We start from the raw sequence: 17,980 nt of genomic DNA, 5'->3' as shown, positions 1-17,980 counted from the left end.
CCTTCGGCGCGCGAGCAGTGGCCCGGATCCGGTAGGCTGCTCCGCGGTGGAGTCGCCTAGTGGCCGAGGGCGCACGCCTCGAAAGCGTGTGATGGGGCAACCCATCCGTGGGTTCAAATCCCACCTCCACCGCCACTACTAAGGGCCTCTGAGCTGCGCAAAGTCGCTTAGAGGCCTTTCGCGTTCAAGATCATGTCTGCACATGCCTTGAACGCGGGTCCCGGTGGCGGTGGTGCTCGCCTTCCTCACGGAAGGAATTTCATGGCCTCCATAGGGCCGAGAGTCAGCAAGGGCGGCCGCCTCACCTGGTACCGCGTCGTCCGGCGCGAGGGCGGAACGCAGACCCATTGGTCCAAGGTCGTCGACAAGGCCTGCGAACGGCAGATCGCCACCGAGGCGACCCCGCACAAGTTCAGGCACAGCCACGCCCTCGAACTGCTGGGCGAGAACGTCAGCCTGGACACCGTCTCCAAGCGCCTGGGGCACGAGTCGATCGTGGTCACGGCGGGCCTGTACAGGCACCTGGCGCCCGAGGCCGACCGGCGGGCGGCCGACGTCATCGACACCGTGATGGCCGTCCCCCGAGACAGCGGCCCGGCGACCGCCACCGCGAGCCCGGCCCTCGGGCTGGCTGTGCCCGCGGACGTCGTGGCGCTGGCCGAGTTCTACAGCCGGCGCGGGAGGCTACCTCGACGCAGTTGTTTCCACCGCCGCCGTAACTGCTCTTACGCCAGTCAAGACCGTATTCGGGGAATTCGGTCTTGATCACTCCCTGTCTGGTTGGATGACCTGCCGGTACATCACCTCGTAGAGGTGGCCACCCTTGATGAGGATGGACGCCTCTATCGGCCTATCTGCGTCGGAATAGATCACCCGGAACTGACGGAACACCGGGATGCCCTCAGGCAGTTCTAGCGTCTCCGCTTCCTCAGTGGTTGGAGGCCGGACGGACAGATGATCTGTGAACTCGCGTTCGGGATAGCCGAGCTGGGCCAGGACGGCCGGGGCTCCCCCGTGAATCCGTCCCGGGCGGGTGAGGGCGCTCCCAGCGACAAGGCTCAGCGGATAGTAAGACCAGGAGACCTCAACGGGCTCGTCGTCGCGCAGCATCAGGCGATACCTCAGCACGGTGCGAGCTTCGCCAAGCGCGGCCGCGACGTCCTTTGGTGCCTGGACCTCGGCGACCTTGAGAAGCTTGTAGACGACACCCTGCTCCGCTGGGTCGAAGTAGGCCGCAGACCGCACCGCGAACGGGCGCCGGTCCCGCACGAACACACCCTTGCCAGCCTGACCGTACACGAACCCTTCTCCCTGAAGGAGCTTGGTCGCGTTGTGGGCGGTGGCGGGTGCGGCGGAGTAGGCCTCCGCCAGCTCGGCCGTAGACGGCAGCTTCTCGCCGGGCTCCAGTTCCCCTGACATGATCTTTGCCCGAAGGTCGGCAGCGATCTTCAGTTGCGGGGGTCGCTTATCCGACTTTCGCGCCACGGTGGAATTCCTTCACTAAAGGGTCGTTTCGTAACGCAGGTGGCGGCCCTGCGCGATCATACGTATCGTTGTGATCTCGACGGGTGTGCCATCTCCAGTCTTGAGCGTCCGCACCAGCACCAAGACCCACTCGTTCTCATCCAATTCAAGTGCCCGTCGCTCTTCGTCCGTGGCCGGTCGGGCGGACACGTCCTCCTGGGCGAGGCGGGGCTCATGCCCGAGCTCAGCCAGGAGCGTGACCGCCCCACCTCGAATCTTGCGGTGCTCCGCCAGCCGCGTTCCCTGAGCGATGGTCAAGGGGTAGTAGGAGTCCGCGATCTCGATGGGCTGGTCGTTGAGGAGAACGGTCCGGCGTCGGACGATCACACGGCTTCCTCGAGAAAGCTGAAGCAGCTCAGCCACCTCGTCGGGGGCGACACCCTCCACCACTTCCTGGAGCAGGTGAGTCCCCGATTGACCGTGCCGCGCTGCCTCTTCAGCCCAGGCATCTCCTTGGTCGGCAGAGCGGGGGCGGGTGTATGGCGCGGAGACACTAACCCATGAGTGTTCGATCATGCCAGCCTCTTTCGGCTCCGGGATCCTTCGTCACCTTACTCGGGGGCCTGGCAAGGCGTTCATCACCAGACTTTCCACGCAAAGCCTAACCGGACCTTGATGGCTTCCATGGATGGCAGTAAGGTATGTCATCGATCCTAGAGCTTCGAGGGCAACCGATACATCGCGGTCATGGAGGTAGCCGCCCGGTAAAGCACTCCGTGAGCTGGTGCGGCGGCGCGGTGATTCCATACCTCCCGCGTCGTCGCACCTTCCACGACAACATGAAAACGGGCCCGCCCGGCGCTGCGAACGACCGGACGAGCCCTTGACCGCACAGAGAGGGTGCGATCTGATGCCCAATCGTAGGGCTGTCCCCAACCGGCCAATGCCTCGGTTGATTCGCGTACGTCACAGCGCCGGCATGCCGCCGAAGCCGCTTGGGTGCCGGTGGTGCGGTCACCCGCCGTACGCGCACGACGCCGCCAGCCTGCCCCACCGGGGCCATCACCAGTGGGAGCACCCCACCACGGCGCAGATGCGCGCCCGCTTGGACGCGCGTAAGCGGCTCGGCTTGTACGGGCCGTTGCCCGCCGGGCCGTCCCGTCCGGGCAGGGTCCACCCGCCCGTGGCCGCCTCGCGTCTCGTCCGGTTGGTCGCACCCGCCGTCCCCCTCGGGATCGGTCGCGCGCCGGACACGCCGCCCTGGAACAGCGGGCGCGACCCGTACCGGCGAGGAGCGGCGGCGTGAGCCGGGGCCTCGGACGGCACCGCGAGGGCACGGTGCCCGCGTCCGACGTCGAGCCGGGCGCGCCGCGCCGGTGGGACCCCGAGCAGACGACCGAGGCCGCTCACCTCGACCTGGCCGAGTCCGGGTGGCATGTGATGTACAGCCTGGGGAGTCGACGTCCGTGGCTACATCGAGCGCACCCGCGACGGCGCGGCCACCGTGCAGACCGCGCGGATGCGACACACGCAGATCGCCGACCTGTGGGAACGGATCTTGCTCGGGCAGGCCCGATGAACAGGCGCCGTGACACTTCCTGGCACGCGGAGTTCCTGCGCCTGGTGAACTGGACTTCAGGACCGCCTCCGCGGCGACCTGGCCGGGGGCGGCTCCGGGGGCGAACGCGGCGGCATGCACGTCGCGGATGTGCGGGATGTCCGCGGGAAGCTCACGACGTATCAGCATCCGTTCAGGCTTCCCAGGTGCGCGCGGCCCGTCAACCGATTAAACGGTCGTCCGGTGGTGGGTGAGGTTTGTCCAGGGCCAGGCGGAATGCCGGAACCAAGGCTTTGCCTCTTATGGGCGGGTCGCAGAATTTCGCCCAGTTAGCGTGAGGTTTGTAGTTTTCGGGGCGTTTTGGGCTATCCCGGGTACACCAATTCGACGCTCCGTCCGCCCGGCGATCGGTAGTCCGGGCTCAGACCGTCTCGACAACGGAGTGATCTCTTATGCTCAGGCAAGCACTTGCCGCCGGTTTCCTGGTGGCCTCCGCGCTCGTCGTCCCGGGCGCGCTCGCGGTGCACTCCGCCGCCGCGGCCACCGCCGCTCCCACGTCCGTGGCCGTGGCTCCGAGCGCGGACCCGCTGACGACCTGCAAGGGCAAGCGCTGCTCGTCCAAGCACGGCCATCACAAGAAGAAGAAGCGTGCCTCCGCTCACCATGCCAAGAAGCATCACACCAAAAGGCACGCCAAGCACAAGAAGCACGCCATGAGCCACCACAAGAAGAAGCACCACGTCAAGCACCATTAGCCACCGGCGGCCGTCCGTCCGGGAGAGGTGAGCCCTCTTGTGGCCGCGCCGCCCCGGGAGGGTGCCTCCTCGCGGGGCGGCTTTCGTGCTCCGAGGGTGGGGGCTAACGGCCCGGAGCGCTCTCGCCGTCCCCGTACAGGGACCGCTCGTTGATCAGAAGGTCGTTGACCAGGCACAACGCCGCAGCCAGTGCGTGCCCCACCAGCCCGCCCGCGACCTCGCCGTACTCGATCCGGAACGGCGCGCCGCCGGACGGCACGAGGTCCGCCCCGGGCGTGCCCAGGAGCGAGGCCACGGCGTGCGCCTTGGCGCGGGGGACGCTCAGGATGATCGACCCGCGCTCCACGGGGTCGAGACGCACGCCCTCGCCGCCGAAGAGCAGCGCGTGCAGGACGTCCCCGGCCTCCCGCAGGAGCGCCTCGGCGTCCGGGGAGCGGTGGGCGGGCGAGATCAGCGCTCCGCCCCTCGGCGGGGGATCGAGAAGGTAGCCCTCGGCCACCAGCACCTCGCGCCGCAGCGCCCGGTACCGCGCGGTGCGGCCGGGCAGGGACGCCTGGTCGAGTCCGAGGCGCCGGATCCGTGCCGCGCGCCCGTCTTCGGCCTCCACGCCCGTCATCCCGTCGTCCCAGGACGTCGGCTCCTCCGCGCCGCCCGTCCTCGGGTGCCGGTCGTCGCGTCCGCCGACGGCTCCGGGAACGTCCTCGCCGATGGGGAGGTGCGGCACGTAGGCGTCCTCGCCGGCCTCGGGACCTCGCGGCACCTGCCGGGGGATCGCGTAGGAGACCTCGCCGGACGGCAGGACCAGCGCCATCAACTGGTCGACCAGCCACTCGGTGGACTGCTCGGCCAGGCGGCGCCGCACCCGTTCGCGCAGCTCCGCGGCGAGCTCCTCCCGGAGCTGCGCCACGATCTGTGTGACATCTCGCATTCGATAACCGTCCGACGCGTGCGTTCCCGCGGCCTGTGAGCCGTGTCGCCCCTGCGACGGTCCGCAGCTTAGGAACACGGCGGGCGGTGGACGGCCCGTACGGGAAGTGTTTTACCTAAGACGTCGGGGGCTCTGCTTCCCGGGCGGCCTGAGGGGCGCCCGGGATCTTGGAGTCGTCGACGTCGAGCACGCGGGCGTGGAGGACCGACCGCTGGTGGAGCGCCGCCCGCAACGCGCGGTGCAGGCCGTCCTCGAGGTAGTACTCGCCCTGCCACTGGATGACGTGGGGGAAGAGATCGCCGTAGAACGTGGAGTCCTTGGCGAGCAGGGAGTGCAGGTCCAGTACCGCCTTGGTTGTGATCAAGGAATCGAGCCTGACCTGGCGAGGCGGGATGCGCGCCCACTCGCGGTGGGATAGGCCGTGCTCGGGGTACGGACGTCTGTCACCGACTGACTTGAAGATCACCCTACCGAGTTTAAGAGAGTTTTCAGGTTCCGCCTGCTTCAGTGCCCTGGCGCTGATGTGCGGAAGCGCCTAGATGCGGCCGGAGAAGGTGTCGCACCGAGCCGGTTCACCGGTCTTGTAGCCGGTGCTGAACCACTTGGTGCGCTGCGCCGCCGTCCCGTGCGTGAAGGCTTCGGGATCGACCCGGCCCTGGGCCTTCTCCTGGATCCGGTCGTCGCCGACGGCCGCCGCGGCGTCGAGCGCCTCCTTGATGTCGGTGCCGGTGAAGGGCTTCTCGTAGAAGCCGGTGTCCACCGCGTTCTTCGCCCAGACGCCCGCGTAACAGTCCGCCTGGAGCTCCAGTCGTACGGACGCGCTCTCGGCACCCTGGCGGTCGCCGCGGACGCGGTCCATGGTGCCCAGCAGGTCCTGCACGTGGTGGCCGTACTCGTGGGCGATCACGTACGCCTGCGCGAACGGGCCGCCGCTGGCGCCGAACTTGCTCTGCAGCTCGTCGAAGAACGTCAGGTCCAGGTAGACGCGCTTGTCGCCCGGGCAGTAGAACGGCCCCACCTGCGAGGTCGCCTGCCCGCAGCCCGTGCTCACGGCCTGGGAGAACAGCACGGTGCGGGCCTTGGTGTACGACTCCTTGCCCCGCTGGGCGAAGGCGACCTTCCAGTAGGCCTGGATGCTGTTGACCACGCCGACGACGCGGCAGTCCTCCGACTGGTCGGCGTCCGAGCCCTTCCGGCACTGGCCGGAGAGGTCGGAGGACGGCTGCGCGGCCGTGTCACCGCCGCCGTTCCTGCCCATGATGTCGCCCGGATTGATCCCGAATATGAGCGCGACGAGGAGGGCGATGACGCCCACCGCGCCGCCGCCGATGGCGAGCCCGCCACCGCCGATTCCACCGCCGCCTCCGCGGTTCTCGACCTGAGAGGCGTCTAGGTCGACATCGTCCCGGAAGTCCATCGGCTGATTCCCTTTTCTTCTGTTTTGGGGGTCTTATCCAACCCTGCTAGTTCCCCTGGGTGAAACGATCATGCATGACCGAGGTGAACGGCCGGATAGGCCCGTTGCACGGGCGCGGCTGGAAACGTACCCGCGGTGGGCCATTCGGGAAAACGTTCCCTCAAGACCGTCACCGCCGTGTGCCAACGCTCGGCCGGGATCGGGCCAATCGGGGCGTGGTATCCACGGGTGCCGCTGAAGTGCTGATTACCGTGGCGCGCAGCCGACCACCCCGGACGGAGGTGACCTTGAGTACGCCCAGCGACGTGCCACCGCCCGCGTACTTCTACCGGAGCCTCCCGGTCATGCCGACGGGCGCGTGGCTGCGCGCGAGGCTCGTCACCCAGGGCCCGTACGCGGCCGGTCTCGTCGTCGCCCTCGCCGCCGGCTTCGGGCTGGCCCTCGGCCTGCGCTCCTCGTGCCCGCCGGCCGCGCCGCCTTTCCCGTACTCCATACGGAACGCCGGCCCGTCACCGCCCTCCTTGCTGCGCCGCCACTCCATCCCGGTGCTCCTCCAGGCGCCCGACCACCTGACGCCGTCCGAACCCGAACCCCGGCACGCACGCAAGGCGCACTCCGCCAAACATCGAAAGCCTCATAAGCACACAAACCACTCGCGCTCCTGACGCCGTAACGTAGGAGGGCCGGTCGGGACGCGGGAAGGCGGGGAATTGTCGGGCACGGAGGACGACAAGGCGGACGCGGCGCGGGCGGGGGACGAACCGGCCTTCGAGGTACTCGTTGAGCGTCATCGCGGCGAGTTGCCGGTCCACTGCTACCGGATGCTCGGATCGCTGGACGAGGCCGAGGACCTGGTCCAGGAGACGTTCCTGCGCGCCTGGAAGAACCTCGGCGCGTTCGAGGGACGGTCGACCGTCCGGGCCTGGCTGTACCGCATCGCGACCAACGCCTGCCTCGACGCCCTGGACGGCCGGGCGCGGCGTCAAGGGGAGGCCCGGAGAGGGCAAGCCGTTCGGCGGGGATGCCCACCCGGGCGCACGAACGTCACGCTGGACCGCCTCAGCCTCAGTGGCGCCCCGACGGTGACGAACCTCTGGTTCCGCGTCATTCGCTGAGCCGGGGAAGCCCCACCAAGACCCGGACAGGGCGAAGGGCCCGGCTGGATCGGTCCGGGCCCTTCGTGTTCGTGCTGCTCAACCAAGCGCGGAGGCCCCGCAGGGTTCGTCTTAGTCGTTCACGGGTTCGAACCTCCAGCGCTGGGTTTCGGATCCGTCCGCGCCGCGTAGCCTCACATCGCCCCGCGGGATCACCGGGGGCTCGGCGTTCCAGAGCAGGTCCTCGTTCGGCGCCTTGATGACGTAGGTGTCGTCGCCGGCCGGCTCGATGGACCAGGTCGTCGGCTCGCCGCCGGCGATGACCGGCTCGCCCTCTCCGGTCTGCCGTGCCGAGGCGTAGGCTGCGGGCCCGCGATCGCTGAGGCCGACGTTCTTGATCGTGAAGCCGCCCTGGGTCCGGGTGATCTCCCAGAGTTCGAACGGGCCCGGGTGCTCCCGGGTGCTGGCGACGAAGATCGGCCTGCCTGGGGTGTAGGTCCGCAGCGAAGTGCCGGACTCCAGGTTGAGGATCCGGTAGACGCCGGGCTCGTCGGTCGGGCCCTGGGCGCTGTCGGCGGTGGCCGTGCCGGCCAGGCCGATCATCGCCCAAGAGCTGAACAGCAGGACCACGGCCACGGCCATCTTTGCCAGGCCGCGCCCGCAGGGGCGGTTCTGGTAGCTCTCTCGCATGCCACCTCTCCCTGTGATTGCGGCGGCGCGTGCGCTGATGGAGGACATGGTGAATTCCTTCCGGTGGGGGGACATGGCGCCCGGGGCGTTCGGTGGCCGCGGGCGCGGGGAGCGTGGCCTGAGTGGATCTCAACAGGCTCTCTACGCTCAGTAGCATTATTGCTACTCGCTGTCACCACGGGAAGGTGGCGGAACGGGAAGGAGGGACTGCCGCAGAGGTTACGGATACCTTGCGGACGCAACCCCGCGAATGGAAGTGCTTCTCTGGCAGGCCGACGCGGGGGAGACGCACGACGCCGGCGAGGGTCCGCAGAAGGAAACTGAGACCCAAACTGAGACCCGGACAGCACGAAGGCCCCGGCTGGATCGGTCCGGGGCCTTCGTGTTCTTGCTGCTCAACCAAGCGCGGAGGATAGGAGATTCGAACTCCTGAGGGGTTGCCCCCAACACGCTTTCCAAGTCTGTTGATCTCTATACAGCGTAGAGCAAACCGGGCCTGACCAGGTCATACGGGGTGCCACTGTACTGTGCTGAACCCCGTTGAACAGAGCTGAACTGAGACGGAAACTGAGACGGCGTCCGCATCCGTCGTTGGACGCGCATCCGCTGCTGGTGCCTGCTGCTGTGCTCCTGATGCCTGTGGAAGGCCCTCAGGTCGTCACTGTCGTGCCCGGCGCGCGAGGAAGGAGGGAAAGGCTGTAACACTGGCTACGGCGTCCCTAGGCGCTCTGCGCCCCACTCAACGCCGCGATCAACATCCTGGCCGCCGGACGGGCGGACAGACTGAACGCCTGTGGAGACCCGGTAAGACCACCGCTTGAGGTGGCGCGGGTCGGCGAAGCAGGAAGCCTCAGAGGTGCCGCGTGAACGCGCGGCACGGGCTGAATCCCTGGCCTTCAGGCCAGGGAGCGCGTCAATGCTGCACCACGCCGCCCGCAGGGCCGCGATCACAGGCGGGACCGCTGCGCGGAGGCGGGGATCCCCGGCCAGGCCACGTCCGCGCGCACCCCGACCGGGAGTCACTCAGGAATCGGCTCGAGAAAGAGGCGGATCGTGGTGCCGTCGAGTGTGCGGAGTCGCACGCAGTTGTCTCGGTTGAAGCACCGGCCCCGGATGATGTCCACCATTTGCCCGACCGTCATGAACTGGTCCGGGTCAAGGTACCCGATTTCCTCGAACTCACTGGTCGTGTGTTCAGTGGCTTTGTCATGATCCTGCTCTTTCGGTATGAGCGAATTCGCGCACAGCAGCGGCCACGAGCGCCGGAACAGTTCGACGGCAGCGTCCTCTACTTTTCGATAGAGCGAACCGCCTGTGTCGTACGGGTGGACAGGAACCTCCTCCTGCGAGAGCAGCGGACCCGTGTCGACTCCTTGGTCGACCATGTGCAACGTCGCACCGGCCGGCGTGCCATCGATAATCGACCAGATCGCCGTCCGCCGCCCCCGGTTGTAGGGAAGCAGGGAGGGATGCAGGTTGACGATCCCACGCGGAAACGCGTTGATGAGCCGCGATGTGAATATGTGCGCGAAGTACAGGGAGATCCCCATCTCCGCGCCAAGTCCTGCGATACGACGAGGTGTCTCCTCCTTCTTGAGGATGTCCCCGGTGAGCACCAGCCCTGCTCGCTCCAGGTCGGGGAACAGGTCCCTGATTTCGTCGGCTCGACGCTGCTGCCCGGGAGCGTTGAGGACGACGGCGGCGATCTCGGCATCAGGCCTGCCACGCAGCCAAGTTGCGATCTCAAGACCGGTCCGATCATTACAGAACAGGACAATCCGCATGCTTTTCTCCCTCGAGATGTGGTTTTCAGCTGTGGGGCCGCTTGCCGTTCTCCTATATCGCCATCGCGCCGATACGCTTGGCCGCCTGCCGCGACTGGACAGCAGATCGTGCCCGACGTACTCGTCGAACCGGCGACCACGCCGCCATCAACTCCCGCGATCGGATCCATTGCTTATCCGCATGGCGAACAGCCATGCCTGCTCTGTGGTAAGTGGCCGGCGGCATGCTGTCTGGGCAGGTACTCACGTACTGGATGCCCGCAGGTCCAACGATACTTCGACGGTTTCGGTTCCGGGCGTGGCGACCTTCAGATACTCCTTGGCGTTTGGCCCCGTATTGAAAATGAGATCGACAACACTCACGTGATGATGGAAGGGAGGATGGAGTTGTGGATATTCGCGATACCCTTCATAGTTGAACCACAGGACGTCGATTCCTGCGTTCCGGAAGAGTGACTCGTCAAGGTAGACACGAGCCGCCGGTCCGCTGACATATTGCGTTGCGCCCGATTTCTGGCACAGGTCGAGAAGGCGTTCGGTTTTCGATCCTGTCGCGCCGTAGTCGGCGGACGGACGCAGATTGGTGTGAATGTCAAGGATAGAGCAGATTCCTTCGAGGAAATGCCTGTTGATTTCGGATAGGTTGCTTGTTTCACATTCCAGGTACATCTTCTCCAGGACTGCGGCATTTTCATCGAAATAGGGGGCCCTTCGGTATGCGTGCATGAGTGTGCTCCAGTGCTTTACGTTCCAGGCTGGGTAGACGATGGTCGATTCATTGATGAGTTGACTCCGACTGCTTTGCCTGATTGGAATCGAGAGCCAACTGGGGCCCGCAGCCGTCTTTATCAGGTTTCGGTTACGCCAATCCCGATTGGTGTACTGAACATCGTCGAGCAGAATGAACTCATCGACATGCGCAATGAGATCAAAATACCCTTTCCAGGGAATGTAATTCGATTGCACTATCGCAACACGCTTCATCTACTTCGCGCTTTCGCCTTTTGACGTAATTTCTCGTCCGGCCAGCATAGCGAATCTTCGATCCACCCTCAATGAAGACAGTGAGCCCGAGCGACATGACCGCGATGGGCGTCAAGCCTGAGATGTGCCGATCGTTCACCCGAAGAGCGGAAGAACCCATGCCGCGACAAGAGGTGAACGTTCGAATTTGCCCGGAAGCCGCCGGAAAGTGCGGCCCCGCATATCCTCGCCGACTTTGCTGAAAAGCACTGGATGCGTTACCTGAAAATTGCCGGAACGGGAAAAACGATTAGCCCGGATCGTCCCATACGGCCCTGCAACGCCGCGGCGGCTACCAGGTCCGCACGTCGGCTAAGTGGATCGCCATCGGCCTGCCGATGTGCCCGGTTGGGCAGACCATGCAACTCGTCTAACCCAAACAGAAAGCCCCCGCTACGGCGGGGGCTTTCTGCTATGCGGGGATGATGTCGATTGACGTTTCGGGGATGTTGTCCATTCGCCAGCGGCCGGGGCCGAGTGGGTGAACCATGATCCGCTTCACGTACCGGCCGAGAACCGCCCGGCGCCGGACAGTGTCCGGCTCTACCCGGCCGCCACGGCGAACCTGGCAGCGGAACCGTTGCTGCTCACCGTCGAAGAGGCCGCCCAGCGGCTGAGGATCGGCCGGACCCGCATGTACCACCTCGTGACCACCGGCGCCGTCGAAGCGGTGTTCATCGGTCGGCTCCGCCGGGTGCCCGTCGAGTGCTTGCAGCAGTACGTGAAATCCCTGCTGGTCAACGGTGGCCAGCGTGAGAAGACCGTCGCCTGAGAGGAACGCTGAAGTGGGACGTAGGCCGAACGGCACCTCAACTATCTACCTGGGTAAAGATGGCAAGTGGCACGGCCGTGTGACCGTGGGCGTCAAGGACGACGGAACGCCGGACCGGCGGCATGTGGAGTCTCATCGAAGTGGCAGGGTCCATGTCGTGGAACTCCGCGAGGACCGTCGAAGACGGGGGGATCGACCACGGTGGCTCTGAAGTTGGGCCGAGCGGGTTGGGCCAAGCGGAGCGAGGGGAGGAGTCGTACGGCTCCGAGGGCAACTGAGACGGAGACAGCACGAAGGCCCCGGCTGGATCGGTCCGGGGCCTTCGTGTTTGTGCTGCTCAACCAAGCGCGGAGGATAGGAGATTCGAACTCCTGAGGGGTTGCCCCCAACACGCTTTCCAAGCGTGCGCCCTAGGCCAACTAGGCGAATCCTCCGCCGAGAAGCTTACCGGACTTCGGGGGCGCGCGGACCACGCCGGCAGCCACGAATCGGTCTCGGTGCATGGGGGGTGTCGCAGCAGGAGGCCGGCGCGCTGGGAGGGCGAGGTCTCGGAGACGGGGAGCGCGGCGGGACTCTCGGGCCCGGGGCGCTGGGCAGCGACGTCCATCCGGGGACGGGGACTGAGAGGGGAAGGATGGGAGGGGCGGGAAGCGTGAGGGATGGGAATTGAGGGGGATCCGGGCTTGGGGGCCACGAGTACTGCCGGGCACGGCTAGACTGTCACAGGACCCCTCGCGCGGCGTCATCCTGTGAACCTCCCCAGGGCCGGAAGGCAGCAAGGATAAGCGGGCTCTGGCGGGTGTGCGAGGGGTCTCTTCGCTGGGGACCGGGGTGATGTCGTCACGTGAGCGAGCCGATCGCCCGCGTGAGGCGTCCCGGGGTCTCCACTTCGCACTCCGACCCCCTAGGCGAGGAGACGGCATGAGTCTCGCTCTCTACCGCAAATACCGGCCTGGGACGTTCGCCGAAGTCAAGGGTCAGGAACACGTCACAGAGCCGCTGCGGCAGGCGCTGCGCACCGGGCGCATCAACCATGCCTACCTGTTCAGCGGCCCCCGGGGGTGTGGCAAGACCTCCAGCGCGCGCATCCTCGCCCGCTCGCTGAACTGCGAGAAGGGGCCGACGCCCGACCCGTGCGGCGTCTGCGATTCCTGCGTGGCGCTCGGGCCCACCGGCCCCGGCCACCTCGACGTCATCGAGATCGACGCCGCGTCCCACGGAGGCGTGGACGACGCCCGTGACCTGCGCGAACGCGCGTTCTTCGCCCCGGTCTCCGCGCGGTTCAAGATCTACATCATCGACGAGGCGCACATGGTGACCCGTGAGGGGTTCAACGCGCTGCTCAAGCTCGTCGAGGAGCCTCCGCCGCACCTGAAGTTCGTCTTCGCGACCACCGAGCCCGAAAAGGTCATCGGCACCATCAAGTCGCGAACCCACCACTACCCGTTCCGGCTCATGCCGCCGGCGACGCTGCGCCAGCTCATGGAGGAGATCCTCGACTCCGAGTCGGTGCCGTACGAGCCCGCCGCGCTGCCGCTGGTGGTGCGCGCGGGCGCGGGGTCGGCCCGTGACTCGCTGTCGATCCTCGACCAATTGCTCGCCGGCGCCGACGACGCGGGCATCACCTACGCCCGCGCCGTCTCGCTGCTCGGCTACACCGACTCCGATCTTCTGGACGAGATCGTCGCGGCGTTCGCCCGGCGTGACGGCGCCGCGGTGTTCTCGGCGGTCAACCGCGTGATCGAGGGCGGCCACGACCCCCGCCGGTTCGCGACGGACCTGCTCGAACGTTTCCGTGACCTGGTGGTGCTGGCCAACGTCCCCGAGGCGGGGGCCAGCGGCCTGCTCGACCGTCCGGCCGACGAGCTGGAGCGGCTGGCGGGGCAGGCGGTCTCGATGGGCCCGGCCGAGCTGACCCGCGCGGCCGAGGTGTTCAACGCCGGGCTGACCGAGATGCGCGGCGCGACGTCTCCCCAGTTGCTGCTGGAGCTGATGTGCGCCCGCGTCCTGCTGCCCGCCGCCGAGCAGGGCGAGGCCGCGCTGCTGGCCCGCCTGGAGCGCCTGGAGCGCGGCGGGGTGGTGGCCGCCGCGGCGCCCGTTCCTGGTCTCGCGCCGCCGGGGCCGCGTCCGGTGGCCGCCGAAGAGCCCGCGCGGGCGCCGAGGGCCGCCACGCAGGCCGAGACGGCGCCGCGGGCACCCGCCCAGCAGCAGTCCGGTCCGCAGCAGCCCGCGCAGGCCGAGGGACGCCCGTCCGCCGCCCGGTCCGCAGACGACTGGCCCGCCACGTCCAGGCCTGGCGCGCCCCAGCGCGGGCCGGAGCCCGCGTCCGCCCCGCCTCCGCCCCAGGTCGCTCCGCCGGGGGGCGCCTTCCAGCAGGCCTGGCCGCAGGTCCTCGACGTGCTCAAGCGGCGCTCGCTCGCCGTGTGGGCGAACGTCAGCGCGAACGCGCAGCTCGCCGGGGTCGAGGGCAACATCGTCACGCTCGGCTTCCACCAGGTCGGCGCGATGCGCAACTTCGTCGGCGGGGCCAAGGACACCGTGGTGGCGGGGGCGATCAGCGACGTCCTGGGCGGCACCTGGAAGGTGGAGGCCGTCGTCGGCAACTCCCCGGCCGCGGCGCCGCCCGCGCGCCAGGCTCCGGCCGCGCGTCCCTCGCCCTCCCCGCCCCAGGACGCGGCGCCGCCCGTGCCGCCCGCGCAGGCTCCTCGCGGGCAGGCCCAGAGCGCGCCCGCGCGACGGCAGCAGGGCGGTCCGCAGGCGGCGCCGTCCCACTCTGACGACTCCTGGCCCGACGCGCCGCCTCCGGACGACGATGGGCCGCCGCCGCCGCCCGCCCGCCCGTCGACCGGCGCGGGCCGGGCAGTGGCGCGTTCGGCGGTGAACGCGGCGGCCCAGGCGGGTCCCCGGCAGTCCGCCTGGCCGGATGCCGTGCCCGGCCGTTCGGGGCCGTCGCCCTCGGAGGCCGACGAGGTCGATCCGGACAACGACGCCGACGCGGGCGCGCTGATGGGCATGGCGCTGGTCCAGCGGGAGCTCGGCGGCCAGATCATCGGCGAGATCGACCACACCTAGGCCACACCTAGGATCACATCAAGGACCAGCAGCCCCAGATCGTGACAGGCCGTACACGCGCCGGAAGGCGCTGGCGATGTCTTTGCCGGTACCTGGCGTTTCCTGACCGAATCCGGTGCGTCGCGAGGGCACGGGCGGGGGCGTAGGGCGTGCTCCGGGCGTGGACGCGGGGCCGACGTTTACCTCGCGCCGACCCGGCCGTGAACCACCGGGAATCGCGGCCGACGACGCCCGGCGGAGGGACGAACGGCGGCGCGCGGCGTCGTCCCGCCCGGCCGAATCGCCCAGCGCGCGCGAGGATCCGCGCGCCCGCAGGCGACGCGGGCACGCGGCCGTCCTTTCCCGGATGGCGCCTCGACCTGCGGCGGGCGGTGACCACAGCGCCCGTACGGGCGGCGTGGCCACGTGCACACCGCCGTGCGCCAGTGCAACATGCGTGGCAAACACCGTAGGCTCGTGCCACACGCGAAGCCATGAGGAGCGCACGATCGTGAATCCAGGGGATGTCAATCTGCAGCAGTTGCTGGAGCAGGCGCAGCTCATGCAGCAGCAGCTCGCGACGGCCCAGCAGGAGCTCAGCGACGCGCAGATCGAGGGGTCCGCAGGTGGAGGCCTCGTCGTCGCGACCGTCAACGGCAGTCTGGAGCTGCTGGAGCTCAAGATCAGTCCCAAGGTCGTCGACCCCGGCGACCCGCAGGACACGGCGGACACGATCGCCGATCTGGTGATCGCCGCGGTTCGCGACGCCGTCCGCGCGGCCGCCGAGTTGCAGCAGGAGAAGCTCGGTCCGCTGGCGCAAGGTCTCGGCGGAGGCGGATTCCAGCTTCCGGGGTTCTGACCGCCATGTACGAGGGGGTCGTCCAGAATCTGATCGACGAGCTCGGCCTGTTGCCCGGCGTCGGTCCGAAGAGCGCGCAGCGGATCGCCTTCCACTTGCTTTCCGCGGATCCTGTGGACGTCAAGCGTCTGGCGCACGCGCTGCTGGAGGTCAAGGAGAAGGTCCGCTTCTGCCGCGTCTGCGGGAACGTCGCGGCCGAGGAGGAATGCCGGATCTGCCGGGACGCCCGGCGCGACCCGCACGTCATCTGCGTGGTGGAGGAGTCGAAGGACGTCGTCGCCATCGAGAAGACGCGCGAGTTCCGCGGGCGCTACCACGTGCTCGGCGGGGCGATCAGCCCGATCGAGGGCATCGGTCCCGACGACCTGCGCATCCGCGAGCTGATGGCGCGGCTGGCGGACGGCCGGGTCACCGAGCTCATCCTCGCGACCGACCCGAACCTCGAAGGTGAGGCCACGGCGACCTATCTCGCCCGTCTGGTCAAACCGATGGGTTTGAAAGTCACGAGATTGGCCAGCGGTCTGCCGGTGGGCGGAGACCTCGAGTACGCGGACGAGGTCACTTTGGGCCGCGCTTTCGAAGGACGGAGGCTGCTGGATGTTTGACGAGTGGAATGCTCTCGCCGACAGTGTGGCGGCGCACACGCAGAACTACCTCGACGGGCTGACGAGGCTGGCGAGCGGTGAGGGCGGCGACGCCATGCTCGCCATGCTGCTGGTCGAGGTGTCGCAGGTCAGCCTGGCCGGTGCCCAGCTCGGGGCCGTCCAGGACGTGATCCTTCAGGGCAACTTCGAGCCCGCGACGGGCCCCGACCCCGACCTGGACGGGGTGCGCACGGCCCTGGCCACGCGCCTAGGCCCTGTGGACGACTACGCGGAGGTGTTCGACCCCTACAAGGACACCGGCGTGACGCCCTACCGGCTGTCGGACGACCTCACGGCCGTCGCCGCCGACCTCGTCCACGGCCTCGGCCACTACCGCGCGGGGCGTCCCCTGGAGGCGCTGTGGTGGTGGCAGTACTCCTACTTCAACACCTGGGGCAACCACGCCGGCGCGGCGATGCGGGCCCTCCAGGCGCTCGTCGCCCACACCCGGCTCGACGTCGTGGAGGAGTCGACGATCGCCTGATTTCCAGGGGCGGAATCCTCAACAGTTATCCACAGGAATGGCCGTTCCGGCGGCGTGTCGTGTCCGGTTGTCCACATACTGGCCAATTCAGTTGGGCCTTCAGGACGCGCAAGTAGACTGTGAGCTCCGCAGACCGAACCTTTGGGAGACATCCCGTGGCGCTCGTTGTCCAAAAATACGGTGGTTCCTCCGTCGCCGACGCCGCGCGCATCAAGCGCGTGGCTCAGCGGATCGTCGCGACGAAAAAAGCCGGCAACGACGTCGTGGTCATCGTCTCGGCGATGGGTGACACGACCGACGAGCTGCTCGACCTGGCCCAGCAGGTATCGCCGCTGCCCCCCGGCCGCGAGCTCGACATGCTGCTGACCGCCGGCGAGCGCATCTCGATGGCCTTACTGGCCATGGCGATCGCCAACCTCGGCCACGAGGCCCGTTCGTTCACCGGCTCGCAGGCCGGTGTGATAACCGACTCGACGCACGGCAAGGCGCGCATCATCGACGTGACGCCCGGCCGTATCCGGGAGGCGGTGAATGTCGGCCAGATCGCGATCGTGGCCGGCTTCCAAGGCGTCTCCCAGGACACCAAGGACATCACCACGCTCGGCCGCGGCGGCTCCGACACCACGGCGGTCGCGCTCGCGGCGGCACTCGAGGCCGACGTGTGCGAGATCTACACCGATGTCGACGGCATCTTCACGGCCGACCCGCGCATCATCTCCGCCGCCCGCCAGATTCCTCGCATCTCGTACGAGGAGGCCATGGAGATGGCCGCGTGCGGCGCCAAGATCCTCCACCTGCGCTGCGTGGAGTACGCCCGGCGGTTCAACCTGCCGATCCACGTCCGAAGCTCGTTCAGCAGCAGGGAAGGCACCTGGGTCGTCTCCGACCCCAACTTCGAAGGAAACGTGATGGAGCAGCCGATCATCTCCGGCGTCGCGCATGACCGAAGCGAGGCAAAGATCACCGTCGTCGGCGTGCCCGACAAGGTCGGAGAGGCCGCGGCCATCTTCCGTACGCTCGCCGACGCCGAGATCAACATCGACATGATCGTGCAGAACATCTCGGCCGCCGCCACCGGGCGCACCGACATCTCCTTCACGCTGCCCTCCGCCGACGGTACGGCCGGCGTCACGGCGCTCAAGCGCATCCAGGGCCAGATCGGCTTCGAGAAGATCCTGTTCGACGACCAGATCGGCAAGGTCTCGCTGATCGGCGCCGGCATGCGCTCCCACCCCGGCGTCACCGCGAAGTTCTTCGGCGCGCTGGCCGACGCCGGCGTCAACATCGAGATGATCTCGACCTCCGAGATCCGCATCTCGGTCATCGTCGGGCAGGAGGAGGTCGACGCCGCCGTCACCGCCGCCCACCGCGCGTTCGACCTCGACGCCGACCAGGTCGAGGCCGTTGTGTACGGAGGTACCGGTCGATGAGCAGTGGGTCAGAGCACGCCGGCCAGG

At 67.9% G+C, this 17,980-nt stretch carries 18 protein-coding genes, 2 tRNA genes, 1 other RNA gene and 2 pseudogenes; 12 read left to right on the top strand and 11 right to left on the bottom strand.

The features are described from left to right. The first annotated feature begins 45 nt into the window (after positions 1–45). Both AB0M95_RS00955 and AB0M95_RS00950 read left to right on the top strand, forming a co-directional pair. Positions 46–135: transfer RNA gene (locus AB0M95_RS00955), tRNA-Ser, on the top strand. Positions 136–192: 57 nt separating this feature from the next. After that, positions 193–519, top strand: a pseudogene (locus tag AB0M95_RS00950) (tyrosine-type recombinase/integrase); the annotation flags it as partial. A 37-nt stretch (positions 520–556) separates the two neighbouring features. Here AB0M95_RS00950 and AB0M95_RS00945 read toward each other — a convergent pair. From AB0M95_RS00945 to AB0M95_RS00930, 4 genes are all read right to left on the bottom strand, one after another. Then, complete coding sequence (locus AB0M95_RS00945) at positions 557–769, bottom strand: DUF397 domain-containing protein (RefSeq protein WP_363758401.1); 213 nt, start codon at positions 767–769, stop codon at positions 557–559. After that, positions 766–1,485 (bottom strand): GntR family transcriptional regulator, encoded by a 720-nt coding sequence (locus AB0M95_RS00940; RefSeq protein WP_363757873.1) that lies wholly within the window; start codon positions 1,483–1,485, stop codon positions 766–768. Before AB0M95_RS00940 ends, AB0M95_RS00945 begins: the two co-directional genes overlap by 4 nt. A gap of 15 nt (positions 1,486–1,500) precedes the next feature. After that, a complete protein-coding gene (locus tag AB0M95_RS00935) occupies positions 1,501–2,040 on the bottom strand; it encodes a UTRA domain-containing protein (RefSeq protein WP_363757871.1) in 540 nt (179 codons plus the stop codon). Between the two features lie 486 nt (positions 2,041–2,526). Then, entirely contained in the window at positions 2,527–2,901 is a 375-nt protein-coding gene (locus tag AB0M95_RS00930; protein WP_363757869.1) for a hypothetical protein, read from the bottom strand. A gap of 573 nt (positions 2,902–3,474) precedes the next feature. On the opposite strand from AB0M95_RS00930, the gene AB0M95_RS00925 reads away from it, so the two are divergent. After that, entirely contained in the window at positions 3,475–3,777 is a 303-nt protein-coding gene (locus AB0M95_RS00925; protein ID WP_363757867.1) for a hypothetical protein, read from the top strand. 103 nt (positions 3,778–3,880) lie between these two features. Here AB0M95_RS00925 and AB0M95_RS00920 read toward each other — a convergent pair whose 3' ends face one another. From AB0M95_RS00920 to AB0M95_RS00910, 3 genes are all read right to left on the bottom strand, one after another. Continuing rightward, complete coding sequence (locus AB0M95_RS00920) at positions 3,881–4,705, bottom strand: hypothetical protein (RefSeq protein ID WP_363757865.1); 825 nt, start codon at positions 4,703–4,705, stop codon at positions 3,881–3,883. A 115-nt stretch (positions 4,706–4,820) separates the two neighbouring features. After that, the gene (locus tag AB0M95_RS00915) at positions 4,821–5,171 is read right to left on the bottom strand and encodes a type II toxin-antitoxin system VapB family antitoxin (protein WP_363757863.1); all 351 of its coding nucleotides are present in this window, start codon (positions 5,169–5,171) and stop codon (positions 4,821–4,823) included. Positions 5,172–5,240: 69 nt separating this feature from the next. Then, positions 5,241–6,122 carry a neutral zinc metallopeptidase gene (locus AB0M95_RS00910; RefSeq protein WP_363757861.1) on the bottom strand — a complete coding sequence of 294 codons (882 nt, stop codon included), beginning with the start codon at positions 6,120–6,122 and terminating at the stop codon, positions 5,241–5,243. 287 nt (positions 6,123–6,409) lie between these two features. Between AB0M95_RS00910 and AB0M95_RS00905 the strand changes: the two genes are divergently transcribed. Both AB0M95_RS00905 and AB0M95_RS00900 read left to right on the top strand, forming a co-directional pair. Further along, complete coding sequence (locus tag AB0M95_RS00905; RefSeq protein ID WP_363757859.1) at positions 6,410–6,787, top strand: hypothetical protein; 378 nt, start codon at positions 6,410–6,412, stop codon at positions 6,785–6,787. A 45-nt stretch (positions 6,788–6,832) separates the two neighbouring features. Continuing rightward, positions 6,833–7,105: pseudogene (locus tag AB0M95_RS00900) on the top strand (sigma-70 family RNA polymerase sigma factor); the annotation flags it as partial. Between the two features lie 243 nt (positions 7,106–7,348). On the opposite strand, the gene AB0M95_RS00895 reads toward AB0M95_RS00900, so the two are convergent. The 3 genes from AB0M95_RS00895 to AB0M95_RS00885 all read right to left on the bottom strand — a co-directional run bounded on the left by AB0M95_RS00895 (position 7,349) and on the right by AB0M95_RS00885 (position 10,674). Then, positions 7,349–7,906 carry a hypothetical protein gene (locus AB0M95_RS00895; RefSeq protein ID WP_363757857.1) on the bottom strand — a complete coding sequence of 186 codons (558 nt, stop codon included), beginning with the start codon at positions 7,904–7,906 and terminating at the stop codon, positions 7,349–7,351. A 1,019-nt stretch (positions 7,907–8,925) separates the two neighbouring features. Further along, complete coding sequence (locus AB0M95_RS00890; RefSeq protein ID WP_363757855.1) at positions 8,926–9,690, bottom strand: formyltransferase family protein; 765 nt, start codon at positions 9,688–9,690, stop codon at positions 8,926–8,928. A gap of 243 nt (positions 9,691–9,933) precedes the next feature. Next, the gene (locus AB0M95_RS00885) at positions 9,934–10,674 is read right to left on the bottom strand and encodes a WbqC family protein (RefSeq protein WP_363757853.1); all 741 of its coding nucleotides are present in this window, start codon (positions 10,672–10,674) and stop codon (positions 9,934–9,936) included. A 520-nt stretch (positions 10,675–11,194) separates the two neighbouring features. Between AB0M95_RS00885 and AB0M95_RS00880 the strand changes: the two genes are divergently transcribed. After that, positions 11,195–11,485: a helix-turn-helix domain-containing protein gene (locus AB0M95_RS00880; RefSeq protein ID WP_363757851.1), complete on the top strand. Its 291-nt coding sequence runs from the start codon at positions 11,195–11,197 to the stop codon at positions 11,483–11,485. 348 nt (positions 11,486–11,833) lie between these two features. Here the strand turns inward: AB0M95_RS00880 and AB0M95_RS00875 are convergent. Next, positions 11,834–11,919: transfer RNA gene (locus tag AB0M95_RS00875), tRNA-Ser, on the bottom strand. Between the two features lie 289 nt (positions 11,920–12,208). On the opposite strand from AB0M95_RS00875, the gene ffs reads away from it, so the two are divergent. The 6 genes from ffs (at position 12,209) to AB0M95_RS00845 (ending at position 17,953) form a co-directional block, all read left to right on the top strand. Further along, an RNA gene (gene ffs / locus AB0M95_RS00870) (signal recognition particle sRNA small type) lies at positions 12,209–12,304 on the top strand. A gap of 102 nt (positions 12,305–12,406) precedes the next feature. Then, positions 12,407–14,557: a DNA polymerase III subunit gamma and tau gene (locus tag AB0M95_RS00865; protein ID WP_363757849.1), complete on the top strand. Its 2,151-nt coding sequence runs from the start codon at positions 12,407–12,409 to the stop codon at positions 14,555–14,557. Positions 14,558–15,047: 490 nt separating this feature from the next. Then, the gene (locus tag AB0M95_RS00860) at positions 15,048–15,395 is read left to right on the top strand and encodes a YbaB/EbfC family nucleoid-associated protein (RefSeq protein WP_358520145.1); all 348 of its coding nucleotides are present in this window, start codon (positions 15,048–15,050) and stop codon (positions 15,393–15,395) included. Between the two features lie 5 nt (positions 15,396–15,400). Beyond that, on the top strand, positions 15,401–16,000 hold the full coding sequence (recR, locus tag AB0M95_RS00855; RefSeq protein ID WP_358520142.1) for a recombination mediator RecR: 600 nt from the start codon (positions 15,401–15,403) through the stop codon (positions 15,998–16,000). Beyond that, positions 15,993–16,523 (top strand): DUF5063 domain-containing protein, encoded by a 531-nt coding sequence (locus AB0M95_RS00850; protein WP_114029985.1) that lies wholly within the window; start codon positions 15,993–15,995, stop codon positions 16,521–16,523. Before recR ends, AB0M95_RS00850 begins: the two co-directional genes overlap by 8 nt. A gap of 155 nt (positions 16,524–16,678) precedes the next feature. Then, entirely contained in the window at positions 16,679–17,953 is a 1,275-nt protein-coding gene (locus AB0M95_RS00845; RefSeq protein ID WP_363757846.1) for an aspartate kinase, read from the top strand. Positions 17,954–17,980: the final 27 nt, after the last annotated feature.

Source organism: Sphaerisporangium sp. NPDC051017 (assembly GCF_040683095.1).
GTDB lineage: Bacteria > Actinomycetota > Actinomycetes > Streptosporangiales > Streptosporangiaceae > Sphaerisporangium.
Note: the sequence above shows the minus strand (reverse complement) of the source record. Positions and strands in the feature narration are given on the sequence as shown.

Bases quoted from the DNA above. Each gene is read 5' to 3' on its own strand.
- AB0M95_RS00930 (WP_363757869.1), bottom strand. From the start codon at position 2,901: ATGCCACCCGGACTCGGCCAGGTCGAGGTGAGCGGCCTCGGTCGTCTG.
- AB0M95_RS00895 (WP_363757857.1), bottom strand. From the start codon at position 7,906: ATGCGAGAGAGCTACCAGAACCGCCCCTGCGGGCGCGGCCTGGCAAAG.
- AB0M95_RS00935 (WP_363757871.1), bottom strand. From the start codon at position 2,040: ATGATCGAACACTCATGGGTTAGTGTCTCCGCGCCATACACCCGCCCC.
- AB0M95_RS00850 (WP_114029985.1), top strand. From the start codon at position 15,993: ATGTTTGACGAGTGGAATGCTCTCGCCGACAGTGTGGCGGCGCACACG.
- AB0M95_RS00910 (WP_363757861.1), bottom strand. From the start codon at position 6,122: ATGGACTTCCGGGACGATGTCGACCTAGACGCCTCTCAGGTCGAGAAC.
- recR (WP_358520142.1), top strand. From the start codon at position 15,401: ATGTACGAGGGGGTCGTCCAGAATCTGATCGACGAGCTCGGCCTGTTG.
- AB0M95_RS00890 (WP_363757855.1), bottom strand. From the start codon at position 9,690: ATGCGGATTGTCCTGTTCTGTAATGATCGGACCGGTCTTGAGATCGCA.
- AB0M95_RS00865 (WP_363757849.1), top strand. From the start codon at position 12,407: ATGAGTCTCGCTCTCTACCGCAAATACCGGCCTGGGACGTTCGCCGAA.
- AB0M95_RS00925 (WP_363757867.1), top strand. From the start codon at position 3,475: ATGCTCAGGCAAGCACTTGCCGCCGGTTTCCTGGTGGCCTCCGCGCTC.
- AB0M95_RS00920 (WP_363757865.1), bottom strand. From the start codon at position 4,705: ATGCGAGATGTCACACAGATCGTGGCGCAGCTCCGGGAGGAGCTCGCC.
- AB0M95_RS00885 (WP_363757853.1), bottom strand. From the start codon at position 10,674: ATGAAGCGTGTTGCGATAGTGCAATCGAATTACATTCCCTGGAAAGGG.